Raw genomic sequence first — 16,122 nt, forward strand, 5'->3', positions numbered from 1 at the left:
CACCCGGTGCCGCGTTTGGCGCGAAAAGCACGTTCGGGCCATCTATCGGCCCGAACGTGCTTTTCGCGCCAACCAGCAGGGGCTCGGTGCGGACTTCGATACAGGCGCTAGTTCAGCGCCACCTTGAGGATCTTCGTGTTGCTGTTGCCGGCCGTGGAGTCCTTGTCACCGTTGGACGTCGTCACCCACAACGACCCGTCCGGCGCGGGCTCCGGGGTGCGGAGCCGCCCGTACGTGCCCTGGAAGTGCGACGTCGTGGTGCCGATCGACGAGCCGTTCATCTGCATGCGGTACAGGCGTTCGCCGCGCAGCGCGGCGAGGAACAGCACGTCGTTCACGATCGCCAGGCCCGACGGGGACGCGGAGCCGACCGAGAAGGTCTTCTTCGGTGCCACATAACCGCCGCACGAGCCGCTGGTGCCCTCGCAGGCCGGCCAGCCGTAGTTGCCGCCCTTCTGCAGCAGGTTGACCTCGTCCATGTTCGAGTTGCCGAGCTCCGCCTGCCACATGCGGCCCTGCGAGTCCACGGCGAGGCCCTGGACGTTGCGGTGGCCGTAGGTCCAGACGTAGCGCGCGTTGCCGCCCTCGCCGAAGAACGGGTTGTCCGAAGGCGCGGAGCCGTCCAGGTTGAGGCGCAGCACCTTGCCGCCGAGATTCTGCTTGTTCTGGGCGTTGTTGCCGTTCTGGCCGTCGCCGGTGCCCGCGTAGAGCTTGCCGTCGGCGCCGAAGCGCAGGCGGCCGCCGTTGTGGAACTTGTTGCGGGGGATGCCGGTCAGCAGCGTCTGCCAGCCGGTGAGGGTGTTGCCCTCGATCTTGGCGCGCACGATCCGGTTGTCCGAAGAGGACGTGTGGTAGACGTAGATCAGGCCGTCCGCGGAGAACGTCGGCGACAGTTCGATGCCGAGCAGGCCGCCCTCGCCGTTGGTGCCGGAGACGCCGGGGACCTTGCCGAGTGTGGTCTTCTGGCCCGACGGCGTGATCCGCACGATGTCCTGCGCGTCTCGGCGCGAGTAGATGCCGTCGCCGTTCGGCAGGAACGCGAGGCCCCACGGGACGTCGTTGTCGGTCGCGATCTGCGTGACTGCACCGACCTGGTCGCCGCCGGAGCGGGTCCTGACGGTCACCGCGTTGGACGCGGGCGAGACGTTGCCGACGGCGTCGAAGGCCTTGACCGTGAACGTGTACTCGGTGTTGGCGGTGCGGCCGCCGATCGTCGCGGACGTGCCGGTCGCGTCACCGACCTTGGTGGCGCCGGTGTAGATCTCGTAGCGGGTCACGCCCACGTTGTCGGTGGCCGGGTCCCAGGCCAGCGAGACCGAGTTCGCCGTCGCGCCCGTCGAACGCAGGTTCTTCGGCGCGGTCGGCGGGATCGGGTCGTCCTGCGCGGGTGGTGTCTTGAACTCCGCGGTGTTGGACGCCTGCGACACGTTGCCCGCCGCGTCCCGCGCGTTGACGTAGAAGCCGTAGTTCACGTTCGGCTTGAGACCCGTCATGACCGTCGTCAAAGCGTTGCCCGGCACCGTTTTCTGGAACTGGCCGAGGTTGTAGATGTCGTACGAGGTGACTGCGACGTTGTCGGCCGCGGCCTTCCACGTCAGCTTCGCCGAGTCCGACTTGATCTCCGACGCCACGAGGTCGGACGGCGGTGACGGCGGCTCCACGTCGGCGGGGCCGGAGTTGCCGAAGACCTGGAACTCCTGCAAGGAGTAGCCGTACGACGTGCCGGTGCGGCAACGGGTCGTGCCGTACATCCGGACGTACCGGCCGCGCCCGGTGACCGTCAGGTCCTCCACGCCGCCCTTGCCGTCGGCGGTGCTGTGGATCGACGTCCACGTCGAGTCGTTCTCCGAGGTCTCGACGCGGTAGGCCTTGGCGCAGGAGAGATCCCACTGCAACCGGACGCGGCTGATGTTCGCGGACGCGCCGAGGTCGACGCGGACCCAGGCCGGGTCGGTGTTCGACTTGCTGGCCCAGCGGGTGCCCGCGTTGCCGTCGAAGGCGTTGCCCGGCGCGTAGTTCGCACCGCCGGACGCCGACCCGGTCGCGGGTTTGCCTTGGGACAGCAGGACATCCGCGGCGGCTGCCTGAGGCGCAGCGGAAACGAGCGAGGTCACCGCCACTGCGAGCGCAGTGGCCAGGATGCCGGTCTTGCCCGGCAACCGCCGTGAACGGGGTGCCACAGGAGCCTCCCACTTTCGTAAGGGAATGGGTCGGGCGGCGGCATTGCGTTCGACACGGCGGCGGGTGTACGAGTGTTACAGAAAAACCGTAAACGTTTTCGAGCGCCAGGTCCAGAGTCAGTTAGGGAGCCCGAGATGCGCTGGACAAGGAAGTTACGGCTCGTCGTCCCCGCCCTGCTGGTCGTCACCGCGTGCGGTGCGCCGGAGATGCCGCAGGCGCAGAACGCACCCACCACAGTCCCGGACAAGCCGGCGAAACCGGTCGAGCTCAACGTGCTCGACGTCGCCGGCAACCTGCAGCTCACCCAAGGCATGATCGACGAGTTCGTCAAGGCGAACCCCGACTTCGTCAGCAAGGTCAACTACACCAAGGCGACCGCGCCGGACATGCCGGGCAAGCTCAAGGCCGAGCAGAACTCCGGCACCTCCCAGACCCACCTCGTGCTCACCGGTACCGACGGATTGTCGTCCGTCATCGAGCAGAAGCTCGTCTACGAACTGCTCCCCGGATTTTCGGCGAAGCTGCCCGACCTCGAGAAGACCTACCTGCCGCCCGCCTGGGAGATGCAGAAACTCGCGCAGGGCCAAGGCGTGGCCGTCACCTACTACCCCGCCGGCCCGCTGCTCGAGTACGACCCGGCCAAGGTCCCCACGCCCCCGTCGTCTCCCGCCGAACTGCTGGAGTGGGCCAAGGCGCACCCCGGCAAGTTCCAGTACGCACGACCGGCGAACTCCGGTCCCGGCAGGACGTTCCTGATGGGACTGCCGTACCTGCTCGGTGACTCGGACCCCAAGGACCCGGAGAAGGGCTGGGACAAGACCTGGGCGTACCTCAAGGACCTCGGCCAGTACGTGGACAACTACCCCGGCGGCACGACCGACGTCATGAAGAACCTCGCGAACGGCACCTCGTGGATGGTCGCCTCCACCACCGGCTGGGACATCAACCCGCGCGTGCTCGGCTCGGTGCCGGAGGGCATGAAGATCGCGACGTTCAAGGGTTTCCACTGGGTCACCGACGCGCACTACGCCGTGGTGCCCAAGGGTGTGTCGCAGGACGTGCTGTCGGCGAACCTGGCGCTCATCAAGTTCATGCTGGACCCCAAGCAGCAGGCGAAGGCGTACGACAAGGGGTACTTCTACCCCGGCCCGGCGGTCAAGGACGTCACGCTCGACATGGCACCGCAGGAGTCGAAGGACGCGATCGCGAAGTTCGGGCGGGCCGAGTACGACAAGCTGATCGCCGACAACCCCAAGGAGACCTCGCTCCCGGCCGCGCAGCAGGTCAAGGCGTTCCAGCGGTGGGACCGAGAGATCGGGAAGAAGTAGTGGCGGGGCAACGCTTCGCGGAGCTGCACCTCGATCGCGTGCAACGCGCGTTCGGCGACACCGTTGCCCTCAAGGGCATGGACCTGACGATCAAGGGCGGCGAGTTCGTCGCCCTGCTCGGCCCGTCCGGCTGCGGCAAGTCGACGGCGCTCAACTGCCTCGCCGGTCTGCTCCCGCTGACCGGCGGGCGGATCACGTTGGACGGCAAGCGCATCGACGACCTGCCACCCGAGAAGCGCGGGTTCGGCATGGTGTTCCAGAACTACGCGCTGTTCCCGCACATGTCGGTGCGGCGCAACATCGGGTTCGGCCTGTCCATGCGCAAGACGCCGAAACCGGAGCTCACCCGGCGGGTGGACGAGGCGGTCCGGCTCGTCCAGCTGGAGGAGCACCAGCACAAGTTCCCCGCCCAGCTCTCCGGCGGTCAGCAGCAACGGGTGGCGATCGCGCGCGCCATCGTGCTCGAACCACCGCTGGTGCTGATGGACGAACCACTGTCCAACCTGGACGCCGCGCTGCGCCTGGAGATGCGCACGGAGATCCGCAGGCTGCACCAGTCGCTCGGGCTCACCACCGTCTACGTGACGCACGACCAGGAGGAGGCACTGGCACTCGCCGACCGGCTCGTGGTGCTGCGGCTGGGCGAGGTGCAGCAGGTCGGCTCACCGGAGGAGGTCTACGCGCACCCCGTCAACCGGTACGTGGCCGGGTTCATGGGCTATCGCAACATGATTCCGGTGACGGTGACGGCGCAGGACGACGAACGGGCGACCGTGCGGGCTGACGGCGTCGAACTCGTTGGTGTCAAACGGGAAGAACTCGGGGCGCAGGCCGTGGCGGCGGTGCGGCCGGAGGACTTCACGGTCGTCACCGAGGCCGGCGCCAACACGCTCGAAGCGGTCGTCGAGATCGTCGAGTACCACGGCCGCGAGCAGGCGGTCGAAGCACGGCTGGGAGACGGCTCGCAGCTGCACGTCCGCACCACCTCGCGGCTGGCTCCCGGCGACGCCATCAGGTTGAGGGTGCCGGTCGAACGTGTGCTGGTGTTCGCATGACGGCGACACTGGAGCGTGCGTCGCTCAAGCACCGGCTCGCCGAGAAGGGCGTCGACCGCGTGCTGTGGCTGCTGGTGCCGGGCGCGGTGTTCGTGGTGCTGCTGTTCGTCTACCCGTTCCTGTACGGGCTGCAGCTGTCGTTCCAGCCGAAGGGCGGCGGCAGCCCGTTCCAGAACTACGTCACGTTCTTCTCCGACGACTACCTCGCCGAGACCGTCTGGATCACGCTCAGGCTCGGGTTGCCGGCCGCGCTGTTCAACGTGCTGGCGTCCATCCCGATCGCGTTCCGGATGCGGGGCAGGTTCCGGGGCAAGCGGGCGCTCACGACCCTGCTGGTCGTCCCGATCACGCTGGGCACCGTGCTGACGGCCGAGGGGTTGCTCGCGTTCTTCGGACCGACGGGGTGGTTCAACCGCATCTGGATCGCACTGGGCGCGGACGAACCGGCGAAGCTCACCCACAACTACTGGGGCGTGCTGTTCAGCCTGATCATCACCGGGTTCCCGTTCGCGTTCCTGCTGACGCTGTCGTACCTGTCCGGCATCGACCCGACGCTGGAACAGGCGGCCGCGACGCTGGGAGCGTCGAAACGGCAACGGTTCCGGACCATCACGATGCCGTTGCTGGCACCCGGTCTCGCCGTCACGTTCTGCCTCTCGTTCGTGCTCGCGTTCTCGGTGTTCCCGTCGGCGGTGATGGTCGGCAACCCGGCGGGCGAGACGCACGTGATGTCGATCGCCGCGTACGAGACGGCGTTGCGGGACAACGACTTCGCGATGGGCTCGGCGATCGCGATGCTGATGGCGCTGGTGATGCTGATCGTGATCGGCGTGGTGCTGATCTGGCGCACGACCCTGTACCGCGGCGCGACGGGAGGCAAGGGATGAAGGCGCGTCCGATCACGTGGCTGACCTGGGGCGCTCTGGCTTTCTTCATGCTGAACGTCGCCGGGATCGTCGGCGCCGTCGTCACGAACTCGTTCGCCGAGTCGTGGTTCGGCACCTGGCTGCCGAACGGGTACACGGGCAAGTGGTACGGCGAGGCGTGGCGCGACTACCGGCTGCTGGACGTGCTGGTGGTGACGTTCCAGGTCGCGATCGCGGTCGTCGTCCTCTCCGTCCTCATCGGAGTCCCGACGGCCTACGCCCTGGCGCGGCGCACGTTCCCCGGCAAGAAGCTGCTCAACGTGCTGTTCCTGCTGCCGATCCTCATGCCGCCGATGACGTACGGCATCCCGCTCGCGACGGTGCTGTACAAGTTCCACCTGGCGGGCAGCATGGCCGGGGTGATCGCCGCGAACCTCGTGCCCGCCGTGCCGTTCGTCGTGCTGACGATGACGCCGTTCATCGAACAGATCGACACGAAGATCGAGTCGGCGGCGCGGATGTGCGGCGCGAACACGTTCGCGATCTTCACGCGCGTGCTGGCGCCGTTGCTGGTGCCCGGCATCCTCGCGGCGTCGATCCTGGTGCTCGTGCGGACGGTGGGCATGTTCGAGCTGACGTTCCTCACCGCGGGCCCGACCAGCCAGACCCTGGTCGTGTCGCTGTACGAGGCGATGTCGTCGGCGGGCATCCGGCCACAACAGATGGTCGACTCGATGGCGGTGATCTACACAGGATCGATGCTCGTGCTGCTCGTGATCGCGCTGCGGTTCGTGAACCCGACACAGCTCGTGACCAGACTCAAGGATCCGTCCTGACACCTGACCCGTCATGATTGTTTCAACCGGCACGAGGGTGAGGTACAAGTGGCAGTCACCATCCGCGACGTGGCACGCAGGGCGCACGTATCGGTCGCCACCGTTTCGCGTGCGCTGACATCCCCCGAGCTGGTCCGTCCGGAGACCAGGTCACGGGTGCTGGCCGCCGCGACGGAGCTCGGCTACCAGCCCAACAGGGCGGCTCGGGGGCTGATCACGGGCAAGACGGGCAACATCGGCATCGTCGTGCCCGACCTCGACAACCCGTTCTTCACGGGCGTGCTCAAGGCCGTGCAGGCGCGGGCGATGCAGGCCGACTACGCGGTGTTCGTGGCGGACAGCGACGAGGACCCGGTCACCGAGGCCAAGCTCGTGCACGCGATGGCGAAGCAGGTCGACGGCGTGGTGCTGTGCGCGCCCGGCCTGGAGGACTCGCAGATCTACGAGGTGGCGGGCGCGACGTCGCTGGTGCTGCTGAACCGGCGCCTGCCCGGCGTGCCCGCCGCGTTGATGGACTCGGCGGGTGGGATGCACGCGGTCATCGACCACCTCGTCGCATTGGGACACCGGCGGATCGCTTATCTCAACGGCCCTCGCACGTCGTGGTCCAACCAGGAGCGTCGCCGCGGGCTCATGGCGGCCGTCGCCCAGCACGACGTGGACCTGGTGGACCTCGGACCGTTCGCGCCGCGCTACGAAGGCGGACTGCAAGCGGCTGATCTGGCCGTGGCGGCGGACACGACGGCGATCGTGGCCTACAACGACATCATGGCGCTCGGCGTGCTGGCGCGGCTGCGGGACCGCGGCATCTCCGTGCCCGGTGACGTGTCGGTGACCGGGTTCGACGACCTCACGTACGCGGCGCTGTGCTCTCCGGCGTTGACAACGGTGGCAATGCCGGTGGCGCAGGCGGGGCGCACGGCGGTGAACCTGTTGCTCGACTGGCTGGACTCGGACAACACCGAAGTCCCCCAGATCGTGGCCGAAACCCAACTCATCGTGCGCGGCACGACCACCCCACCCCGCAAGTGATGAACGGCGCTTTTGTCCACCTCAGGTGCACGAAAGCGCCGTTCATCGCAAGTACAAGGCGGCCCCGGCAAGGCGTCTGGGGGGAGTACGCCGTGAGCCGGGGCCGCGAAAGCGGCTGGGCCCGAGGGGGGAGGGGGCCAAGCGCCGCTGGTGTCCCACTCTGCCCTGAGCGGAGAGAAACCGCCAGGGTGGATGTACCTGTTTTTGGATTTCTCGTACGTACGGGTTACTCGTAGAGCCCTTCGTACAACCCAGAGTGAAGGCGGTGCACCACGTTGCGCTTGACCTTCAACGTCGGGGTGAGCTCACCTTCCTCCTGAGACAGATCGCGGGTGAGCAGCACGAACTTCTTCACCTGTGACACGTTGGCGAAGTGCGAGTTCGCCTCGTCGACGACTTGCTGCACCAGCGCTCGCACTTCTGGGTGACCCACCAACGATTCGACGTCGGTCGGCAAGCCCTTCGCCGACGCCCAGGGCACGATCTCGTCCGCGTCGAGTGTGATCAGAGCCACACAGTAGGGCTTGCGGTCCCCGTACAGGACGGCGTGCGAGATCCACCGGGACTGGCGCAGGACGTTCTCCACGTTCGCCGGCGCGATGTTCTTGCCGCCTGCGGTGATGATGATGTCCTTCTTGCGCCCCGTGATCGTGACGAAACCGTCCGCGTCGATCTCCCCGAGGTCGCCTGTGTGCAGCCAGCCGTCCTGGATCGTGGCAGCCGTCGCCTCGTCGTTGCGCCAGTAGCCCGCGAAGACGTGCGGGCCGCGCATCAGCAGTTCGCCGTCCTCCCCCACGCTCATCTCGAGGCCCGCCACGCCGGACGCGCCGACCGAGCCGAGTTTGAAACGATCCAACGTGTTGATGGTGCCGACGGCGGTGGACTCCGTCATGCCGTAGCCCTCCAGCACGGGCACGCCGGCCGCGTGGAAGAACTGCAGCACCTCGCGGGAGATCGGCGCGGCACCGGACAGCGCCTGCACGAGCCGGCCGCCGAACACTCCGCGCACCTTGGCGAACAGGGCGTCGACCTGCTCGAACGCCGCCGCCATCTCCTGCGGCACCGGCTCGCCGACCGCACGCCTGCGCCGCACCTCCAGGCCCAGCGTCACGGCCTGCGCGAGCTGCTCGGCGGGCACGGCGGAGGTGACGAACGTGTAGATCTTCTCGAAGATCCGGGGCACGGAAGGCAGGAAGGTCGGCTTCACCTCGGCGAGCTCCGGCACGATCTGCGCCATGTCGCCGCCGAAGTACGCCAGCGCGCCGCCGCGGTACATGGTGCCGAACACGACGATCTGCGCGAAGACGTGCGCGAGCGGCAGGAACAGGTAGACGGTGCCGGTCATCGCGTCGATGCGGGCTTCCTCCGCGACCCGGCACAACGCGACCCAGTTCGCGTTGGTCAGCACGCAGCCCTTGGGCGGGCCGGTCGTGCCCGACGTGTAGATGATCAGGCTCGGGTCCTCCGGCCTGATCGCGGCACGGCGGGCGTCGAGCTCGGCGGCCAGCGGGGAGGTGCGGCCGGTGTCCTGCAGCTCGGCCAGCGTCGGGCGGTCGCCGGCGGGCTCGATCGTGAAAATCGTTCGGAGCTCAGGGAGTTCGGCGCGCACCGACTCGACCTTGACGCACTGGGCCTCGGTCTCGGCCACCACGATCGACGCGCCGGAGTCGCCGACCACCCAGGCGATCTCCTCCGGCGCGCTCGACGGGTAGATCGGCACGACGATGCCGCCCGCCGCGAGCACGGCCAGCTCGACCGCCGTCCACTCAGGACGGGTGTTCGCGAGCACGCAGACCCGGTCGCCGGGCTTCAGTCCGGCGTGGACGAACCCGGACGCGAGGTCCAGCACCAGCTCGGAGACCTCGGCGTAGGTGTGCTCCGCCCACACCCCGTCCTGCTTGAACCGCCACGCCACCGCGTCCCCGTAAGCCTGCTCCGCGAGGAACGGCAGGTCGGCTATCCGGCGGACGGCTTGCACCGCGTTCGGGCTGGTGACTCCTGCGGTCATGGCGGCTCCTAACACCTCGGGGGATCTCGATGAACGGCGCTTTTGTGCACCTGTGGTGCACAAAAGCGCCGTTCATGGTTCAGGCGGGCACGACCTGCACGCGGGTGCCGTTGAGGACGGCGGTGCCCGAGAGCGGGTCGATGCGGAGGTCGTCGGTGAGGAGGTTGACGTTCACGCCGGCGTGTTCGCGCGCGACGGTCAACTGGGTCCCCGGTTGGTCGTGGCCCCAGCCGTGCGGCAGCGAGACGACGCCGGGCGCGATGTCGGCGGTGACCTCGACCAGCACCTCGATCTTGCCGACGCGCGAGGTGACCTGGGCGGACCCGCCGTCGTGCAGGCCGAGGCGACCGGCGTCACCGGGGTTCACCAGCAGCGTGCACAACGGCTTGCCCTTCACCAGCGCGGGCACGTTGTGCATCCAGGAGTTGTTGGAGCGCAGGTGGCGGCGGCCGACGAGCACCAGCTCGGTCTCGGGGCTGTGCAACGCGCTGAGCACGCGCGGGAGGTCGTCCACGATCGGCTGCGGGGTGAGCTCGATCTTCCCGGACGGCGTGCGCAGGATCTCCGGCAGGCGCGAGGTGAGCGGGCCGAGGTCGATGCCGTGCGGGTTCTCGAGCAGCTGCCGCAACGACACCCCGTACGCGCCGGTGCGGAGTTTCAGGTCCAGCAGGCGTTCCTCGCGCGTTTCGCCCTCGGGTTCGAAGTCGGCGCCGAGCTTCTGCTGGAGCTCCTTGAGCTGGAACGCGGCGATGGCGTCGAGGTCGGCGTCGGGCCCGAGGCCGCTGAAGATCGTCGCGAGCCGGAAGAAGATGTCCGTCTCGTCGACCCTGCCTTCCTCCAACGGGATCGCGGCGCGTGAGTACTTCACGACGTTGCGCACCGAGTTGTTGAGGAACGCGATGTCGTAGTGGTCGCGGCGGGACGGCGGCGGCGTCGGCAGGATGACGTCGGCGTGCCTGGTCGTCTCGTTGAGGTACGGGTCGACGCTGACCATGAAGTCCAACGAGGACAGTGCGTCGTTCACGCGGGCTGAGTTGGGTAGCGACAGCGCGGGGTTGCCGCCGATCGTGAACAGGGCCCTGACCTGTCCCTCTCCCGGCGTCTCGATCTCGACGACCATCGTGACGGCCCGGAACTCCCCCATCACCTCGGGGTGTCCCTTGACCCGGCTGTGCCAGCGGCCGATGCCGAAACCCTTGCCTCGGCCGGTGCCGCGCCTGCTGTGCGCGGGCAGCGGCCACATCACGCCGCCGGGCCGGTCCAGGTTGCCGGTGAGGACGTTGAGCGTGTCCACGGCCCACGACGCGACCGTGCCGAACTCGACCGTCGTCGTGCCGATGCGGCCGTAGACGGCGGCGCGGTCGGCGGCAGCGAGGGTCCGGGCGAGCTCGCGGATCGTCTCCGCCTCGACACCGGTCCTGGCGCTGACCGCGTCCGGGCCGAACGGCTCGACGTGCTCGCGGATCACCAGGTGGTCGGTGACGTGGTTCGTGAGGTCCTTGAGGTCGACCAGGTCCTGCGCGAACAGCTCGTGGATCAACGCCAGCAGCAGGAACACGTCCGTGCCCGGGCGGATCACCACGTGCTGGTCGGCCGCCTGCGCGGTGCGGCTGCGGCGCGGGTCGACGACGACGAACCGGCCACCGCGCTTCTGCAGCTCCTTGAACCGGCCCGGCGCGTCCGGGACCGTCCACAGGCTGCCGTTGGACGAGAACGGGTCGGCGCCCAGCACCAGCATGAAGTCGGTGCGGTCGATGTCGGGTACCGGGATCGAGAAGATGCTGCCGAACACGTACCCGCACTGGACGTGCTTGGGCATCTGGTCGACGGTGCTCGCGGTGAAGACGTTGCGGCTGCCCAGCGCCTTGCGCAGCGGGCCCGCGTACAGGCCGCCGGCGAGCGAGTGGACGACCGGGTTGCCCAGGTACATGCCGACCGAGTTGCGGTCGGGGAAGTCCTTCAGGCGTTCGTCGATGTACGTGAACGCCTCGTCCCAGGTGACCTCCTGGAACTCGCCGTCGCGCTTGATCAGCGGCGTGCTCAGCCGGTCGGGATCGGCGTCGAGCGTGCCCAGCGAGGCGCCCTTGGGGCAGATGAAACCCCTGCTGAACTCGTCCTCGCGGTCGCCGCGCACCTTGGTGATGCGGTCGCCCTCGACCGTCAGCTCGAGCCCGCACGTCGCTTCGCAGAGCGGGCAGGTCGTGAATACGGTCCTCATGCGTCCCCTTATTCGACTTGCTACTGCCTACTGGTCGTCTGCCATCGGGCGCAATCGCCCAGCCGAGGTCAACCCGAACAGCTCGCTGACCGCTCTCGCGATCATGTCCGGTCGTTCGAGGGTGTGCTCGAAGCGGAACCCGATGATCGCGCGCGACCCGCGGAGCAGACCGGTCAGCATGACGGATTCGTCCTGGTCAGCGCCGTAGCAAACGATCCGGCCGAACGGCGCGAGCGCGTCCAGGGAGTCCTTCAGGGTGCCTCCTGGATCGAGTACGACGTCGACCTGCTTGCCGTCGTTGGCCTCGATCAGGCGGTCGGCGAGGCCGTCCGGGTCGGAGTCCACGGCGACGTCGGCGCCGAGCCGGCACGCCCTGCGGCGGCGGGCCTGGCTGGAGCCGGTCGCGATGACCCGGCCGGCGGCGAAGCTGCGCGCGAGCTGGACCGCGATCGCGCCCGTTTCGCTCGTGGCGTCGTGCACGACGATCGACTCGTCCGGCCGGAGGTGCGCGCACGTGCGGAGGAGGTGCCACGCCGTGGTGCCCGCTCTGGCCAGTGTCAGCGCCTCGTCGTCGGTGACGCCTGCAGAGATCGGGAGGTGTAGACGGCCGGCGACCACCACTACGCGCCGTCCACCTTCTTCCACCCGTATCTCGTCCACCACCGCGGCTGTGCGCATGCAGTTCATCTCACGATTTGCGGTTCACGGGCTGTAGTGCGGCTTCCACAACAACTAAGGGATCAGCCGTTCAGCGCTACCTACCTACGGAGTGAGTCCAGGTGGGTACGCCCCGTCGCGAGGTCTGGCGATCGTGTGTACACAGGTGCAGCATGTGCCGGTGAACGCCGCATTGCGCACCACCATCACGATCCTCGCGGTCGCGGTCGCCTACTACGCGACAGCCAAAGTGGGACTGGTCCTGGCACTGGTCAAAGGCCAGGTCACTCCACTGTGGCTACCGACGGGAATCGCGGTCGCGGCGCTGCTGATGTCAGGCACGAGGATCTGGCCCGGCATCGCGCTCGGCGCGTTGACCACCAACCTCACCCTCGGCACGGGCATCGGTGCCACCATCATGATCACCATCGGCAACACCGCGGCTCCCCTGGCCGCCTGGTACCTGTTGAACCGGTTCGGGTTCCAGCAGCGGCTGAATCGGTTGAAGGACGCGCTGCTGCTCGTGTTCGCGGGCGCGCTGGGGGCGATGCTGATCAGCGCGACGGTCGGCACAGCGGCGATGAAGATCGACGGCATGATCCCGTGGCACGAGGTGCCGGCGGTGATCTCGGTGTGGTGGACCGGCGACGCGATGGGCGTCCTGGTGTTCACGCCGTTGCTGCTCACGCTGCCGCGGCACTGGCGGGCCTCGCCGCGCAGGATGGTGGAGGGAGGCACGCTGCTGGTCGTCACCGCGGTGCTCGCGTCGTTCGTGACGATGTCGGAGTCGCGGTTGCTGTTCCTGGTGTTCCCGATGCTGATCTGGGCGGCGCTGCGGTTCCAGCACGCGATCGCCGCGCCGTGCGCTGTGATCATCTCCGTGGCGGCCGTGATGTCGGCCGCCAGCGGGCACTTCGTGGCGAGCGACCTGCTGACCACGATGATCGTGCTGCAGGCGTTCAACGGTTCGGTGGCGCTCACCGGGCTGATCCTGAGCGCGATCACGAGCGAGCGGAACCAGGCCCGGCAGGCCATCGAGCGCGCGTGCGAGCAGCTGGCGGAGACCGTGGCGCGGTACCAGGAAGAGGGCGTGCGCAAACGGCTCGGGCGCGTGGTGCCGCCGGGGTCACCGGCTTCCTAACGCGGCTTGGCGTCCAGCGCGCGGGCGAGCTCCAGCCGTGACGAGACGTGCAGCTTCGCGTAGATCCGCGACAGGTAGACCTCGATCGTCCGCGGGCTGTAGTGCAGCGCGGCGGCGATGTCGCGGTTCCGCATGCCCTGCTGCACGAGCCGTGCCACGTTCTCCTCGGCCTCGGTGAGCAGGCCGGGCGCCTTCGACCGCGCTCGCGGCACCTTGGCGCCCAACGCCCGCAGCCTGTTTCCCGCCTGACGCCGCAGCCCGTGCGCGCCGAGTCGTTGGAACGCCGTGTAGGCCTCGACCAGCACCGGCACCTCGTCGTCGGAGACCTCGCCCAGAGCGAGCTGTGCGCGGGCCTTCTCGAACTCCAGCCCGCCCAGCGCGGCTTCGGAGACAGCTTCTTTGAGCACTGTGGGATCGCGCCGCACCACGCCGCCGATGCGCCGGATCGTGGTCCGCGACCACGGCGACACCCTCGTGGAGGACACGTCGGACAGCCGGTCCAGCGCGTCCTGGGCCTCGTGCGAACGTCCGCGCTCCAGGTCGAGCTCGATCATCCGTGCGACGAGCAGGCACGAATAGGCGCTCTCCAGCCGTGCGCCGACATTGGCCGCGAGCAACGCGTACGCCTCGTCGACGTCGCCGCGCGCGATCAGGTATTCGGCCAGAGTCACCGCGTGCAGGCGTGAGACGTTCACGGACTGCGGCGCGGGCAGGGAGGCCAGCCGGGCGGCCACGTCGAGCTCGCCGCGCCAGGTCCTGATCGACAGCTCGATCGTCTGGAGAACGCCGAGCGCCTGGTCGGCCTGCGCGGCCTCGACGTCGGGCAGCCACCGGCCGATGCCGTCCAGCGCGGTGTCCCAGTGGCCGCCCAGCCAGTCCAGCGCGATCCGGGACGCGGCCCGCTCCGCCCGGAACCCGTGCGAGCCGACCTGGCCGGCCAGTTCCTCCGCCCGGCGGACGCGCCAGGACGCGTCGTGCACCAGACCGGCCAGCGCGGTGATCGAGGCGCAGACCGACAGCGCCTGCAGCTCCAGCATCGGCTGGCCGTCGCTGCACGCGAGCGCCCTGTTCGCGTACTCGACGGTCCGATCGTGCTGGAACAGCAGGGAGGTGAGCATCGCGAGGTGCTCGAAGACGATCACGCCCTCAGCTGGGGAACTGAGCGGTAGTGCCTCAACGCGCGCTACCTCGGCTACCGCGTCTTCGTGGCGGTTGTTGTAGACGAGCAGCACGGCCCGTTGGGCTTGCAGTGACGCGGGCGCTCCGCCGCGCGCGACTTCTTCGTCTGCCAGTTCGATGGCTTCTGCCGTGCGTCCAACCGAGAACAACGACGACACCACGGCCGTGGCGACGCGGGTGCGTTCCTGACCCGGTTCGAGGGACTCGAGGGCGGCCAGGCCTGGGTCGATCGCCGATGCAGGGCGTGAGGCGCGGGCGAGCACCCGGCACTGCAGCGCGAGCAGCTCGGCACGTTCAGGAGCGTTGCGCGGCAACAACTGCAGGGCTCGGGCACACAGGGCGGCGGCCGTTTCGGGCGCGGAGGCGCGGGCCTGCGCGGCGGCCTCGGTGAGGACGGAGACGGCCGCGCGGTCGCCCGGCGCGGCGGACTCGGCGAGGTGCCAGGCGAGTTGGAGGAGGTCCACGGGCAGGCCCTGCGCGCGATCGTCCAGCAACCGCGCGGAGATCAGCGAGTGCAGGTGACGGCGCTGGGCGGGACCGACCTCGTGGTAGAGCGCCTCGCCGACGAGGGCGTGGGAGAAGCGATAACCGCGGTCGTCGTCGTGCACGACGATGTGCGCGCGCAGCAGTTCGTCGAACGCGGCTACAACGGTCTCTTCGGGCAGTGAGGCGACACGCGCGAGGAGAGAGATCTGGTCCAGCCGGACTCTTCGGAACACCGCGACAGCGCGCGCAACGAGCCGTGTGTCGTTCTCCAGCGGTGCGACGCGTCGGAGGAGAGCCTCGCGCCGGGTCAGCCGGATCGCTTCTGGTGACACGGCGAGACGGGCACGGTTGCCGTCGAGGGTCACCAGGTCGAGCTCTCTGAGCGACCGCGCGATCTCCGTGACGAAGAAGGGGTTGCCGTCGGACCGTTGCCGGACTTCGCGCGCAAGTCCTTCATCAACCGGTGTCTGGAGGACGGCCTCGACGATGCGCGTGACGTCGGCGCCCGACAGCGGGGCCAGGTCGATGCGGACGACCTCCGCGTGCTGCTCGACACGGTCCAGCAGGCTCTCGGCACCGGGTTCGCTGGTGTGCGAACGGCTCGTGGTGATCAGCACCAGAGGCGCGGCCGACACGCGGCGCAGCACGAGGGTGAGCAGGGCGAGGGAGTCGTCGTCGACGTGGTCGAGATCGTCGATCAGCAACGCCGCGGGGCGCGTCGCCGTGAGCTCGGTGAGCAGCCGCACGACGCGGTCGCAGGCGCGGCCGAACCACGCCCCGGAGTCCTCGGTCACCGAGATCTCCAGCGCTGCCAACGCCTCGGCGCGGATCTTGTCCGGCGGCAGCGACCTGATCAACGCGACCACCGCGCCGTACGGGATGCGCTTGCCGAGCACGTCCGAAGCCGAGGCCAGCACCCCGACGTGGCGCTCCTTGAGCCGTCGGGCGATCTCCGCGAGCAGCGACGTCTTGCCGATCCCCGGCTCACCGGTCACCTGGACGACGACGAGCCCGGTCGCGGGCGCGTGATCGGCGCAGTCGAGCACGGCGCGCAGTTCCGGTTCCCTGCCCACGAGGGCGGAGCGGGTGTCGACGATGACGGCCTCCCGGCGGACTTTCCGCTGAGTCTTCCACG

Annotated in this window: 11 protein-coding genes; 6 read left to right on the top strand and 5 right to left on the bottom strand. The window is 68.8% G+C overall.

Going from position 1 to position 16,122, the window contains the following annotated elements; genetic code table 11:
• Positions 1 to 107: 107 nt before the first annotated feature.
• Complete coding sequence (locus tag ACFOWZ_RS31425; protein WP_382377535.1) at positions 108 to 2,180, bottom strand: PQQ-dependent sugar dehydrogenase; 2,073 nt, start codon at positions 2,178 to 2,180, stop codon at positions 108 to 110.
• A 135-nt stretch (positions 2,181 to 2,315) separates the two neighbouring features.
• Between ACFOWZ_RS31425 and ACFOWZ_RS31430 the strand changes: the two genes are divergently transcribed.
• Genes ACFOWZ_RS31430 through ACFOWZ_RS31450 form a run of 5 tightly spaced genes read left to right on the top strand, consistent with a single transcriptional unit; the run spans position 2,316 to position 7,298 of the window.
• Positions 2,316 to 3,509, top strand: coding sequence for an extracellular solute-binding protein (locus tag ACFOWZ_RS31430; RefSeq protein ID WP_382377537.1), 1,194 nt, complete (start codon positions 2,316 to 2,318; stop codon positions 3,507 to 3,509).
• Positions 3,509 to 4,564, top strand: a complete 1,056-nt coding sequence (locus tag ACFOWZ_RS31435; protein ID WP_382377538.1) for an ABC transporter ATP-binding protein — start codon at positions 3,509 to 3,511, stop codon at positions 4,562 to 4,564. The genes ACFOWZ_RS31430 and ACFOWZ_RS31435 overlap by 1 nt, the downstream gene beginning before the upstream one ends.
• A complete protein-coding gene (locus tag ACFOWZ_RS31440; protein ID WP_382377540.1) occupies positions 4,561 to 5,451 on the top strand; it encodes an ABC transporter permease in 891 nt (296 codons plus the stop codon). The genes ACFOWZ_RS31435 and ACFOWZ_RS31440 overlap by 4 nt, the downstream gene beginning before the upstream one ends.
• Positions 5,448 to 6,266, top strand: coding sequence for an ABC transporter permease (locus ACFOWZ_RS31445; RefSeq protein WP_382377541.1), 819 nt, complete (start codon positions 5,448 to 5,450; stop codon positions 6,264 to 6,266). The genes ACFOWZ_RS31440 and ACFOWZ_RS31445 overlap by 4 nt, the downstream gene beginning before the upstream one ends.
• A gap of 48 nt (positions 6,267 to 6,314) precedes the next feature.
• Entirely contained in the window at positions 6,315 to 7,298 is a 984-nt protein-coding gene (locus tag ACFOWZ_RS31450; RefSeq protein WP_382377542.1) for a LacI family DNA-binding transcriptional regulator, read from the top strand.
• Positions 7,299 to 7,524: 226 nt separating this feature from the next.
• Here ACFOWZ_RS31450 and ACFOWZ_RS31455 read toward each other — a convergent pair whose 3' ends face one another.
• The 3 genes from ACFOWZ_RS31455 to ACFOWZ_RS31465 form a co-directional block, all read right to left on the bottom strand.
• A complete protein-coding gene (locus tag ACFOWZ_RS31455; protein WP_382377543.1) occupies positions 7,525 to 9,306 on the bottom strand; it encodes an AMP-dependent synthetase/ligase in 1,782 nt (593 codons plus the stop codon).
• Between the two features lie 79 nt (positions 9,307 to 9,385).
• A complete protein-coding gene (locus tag ACFOWZ_RS31460) occupies positions 9,386 to 11,524 on the bottom strand; it encodes a molybdopterin oxidoreductase family protein (RefSeq protein WP_382377544.1) in 2,139 nt (712 codons plus the stop codon).
• Between the two features lie 27 nt (positions 11,525 to 11,551).
• Positions 11,552 to 12,202, bottom strand: coding sequence for a quinone oxidoreductase family protein (locus ACFOWZ_RS31465; protein ID WP_382377545.1), 651 nt, complete (start codon positions 12,200 to 12,202; stop codon positions 11,552 to 11,554).
• Positions 12,203 to 12,362: 160 nt separating this feature from the next.
• On the opposite strand from ACFOWZ_RS31465, the gene ACFOWZ_RS31470 reads away from it, so the two are divergent.
• On the top strand, positions 12,363 to 13,322 hold the full coding sequence (locus ACFOWZ_RS31470) for an MASE1 domain-containing protein (protein WP_382377546.1): 960 nt from the start codon (positions 12,363 to 12,365) through the stop codon (positions 13,320 to 13,322).
• On the opposite strand, the gene ACFOWZ_RS31475 is transcribed toward ACFOWZ_RS31470, so the two are convergent.
• Positions 13,319 to 16,060, bottom strand: coding sequence for an ATP-binding protein (locus tag ACFOWZ_RS31475; protein WP_382377547.1), 2,742 nt, complete (start codon positions 16,058 to 16,060; stop codon positions 13,319 to 13,321). The genes ACFOWZ_RS31470 and ACFOWZ_RS31475 overlap by 4 nt on opposite strands.
• Between the last annotated feature and the right edge of the window lie 62 nt (positions 16,061 to 16,122).

The sequence above is a fragment of the Lentzea rhizosphaerae genome (genome assembly GCF_042649515.1).
In the GTDB taxonomy this organism is placed as follows: domain Bacteria; phylum Actinomycetota; class Actinomycetes; order Mycobacteriales; family Pseudonocardiaceae; genus Lentzea; species Lentzea aerocolonigenes.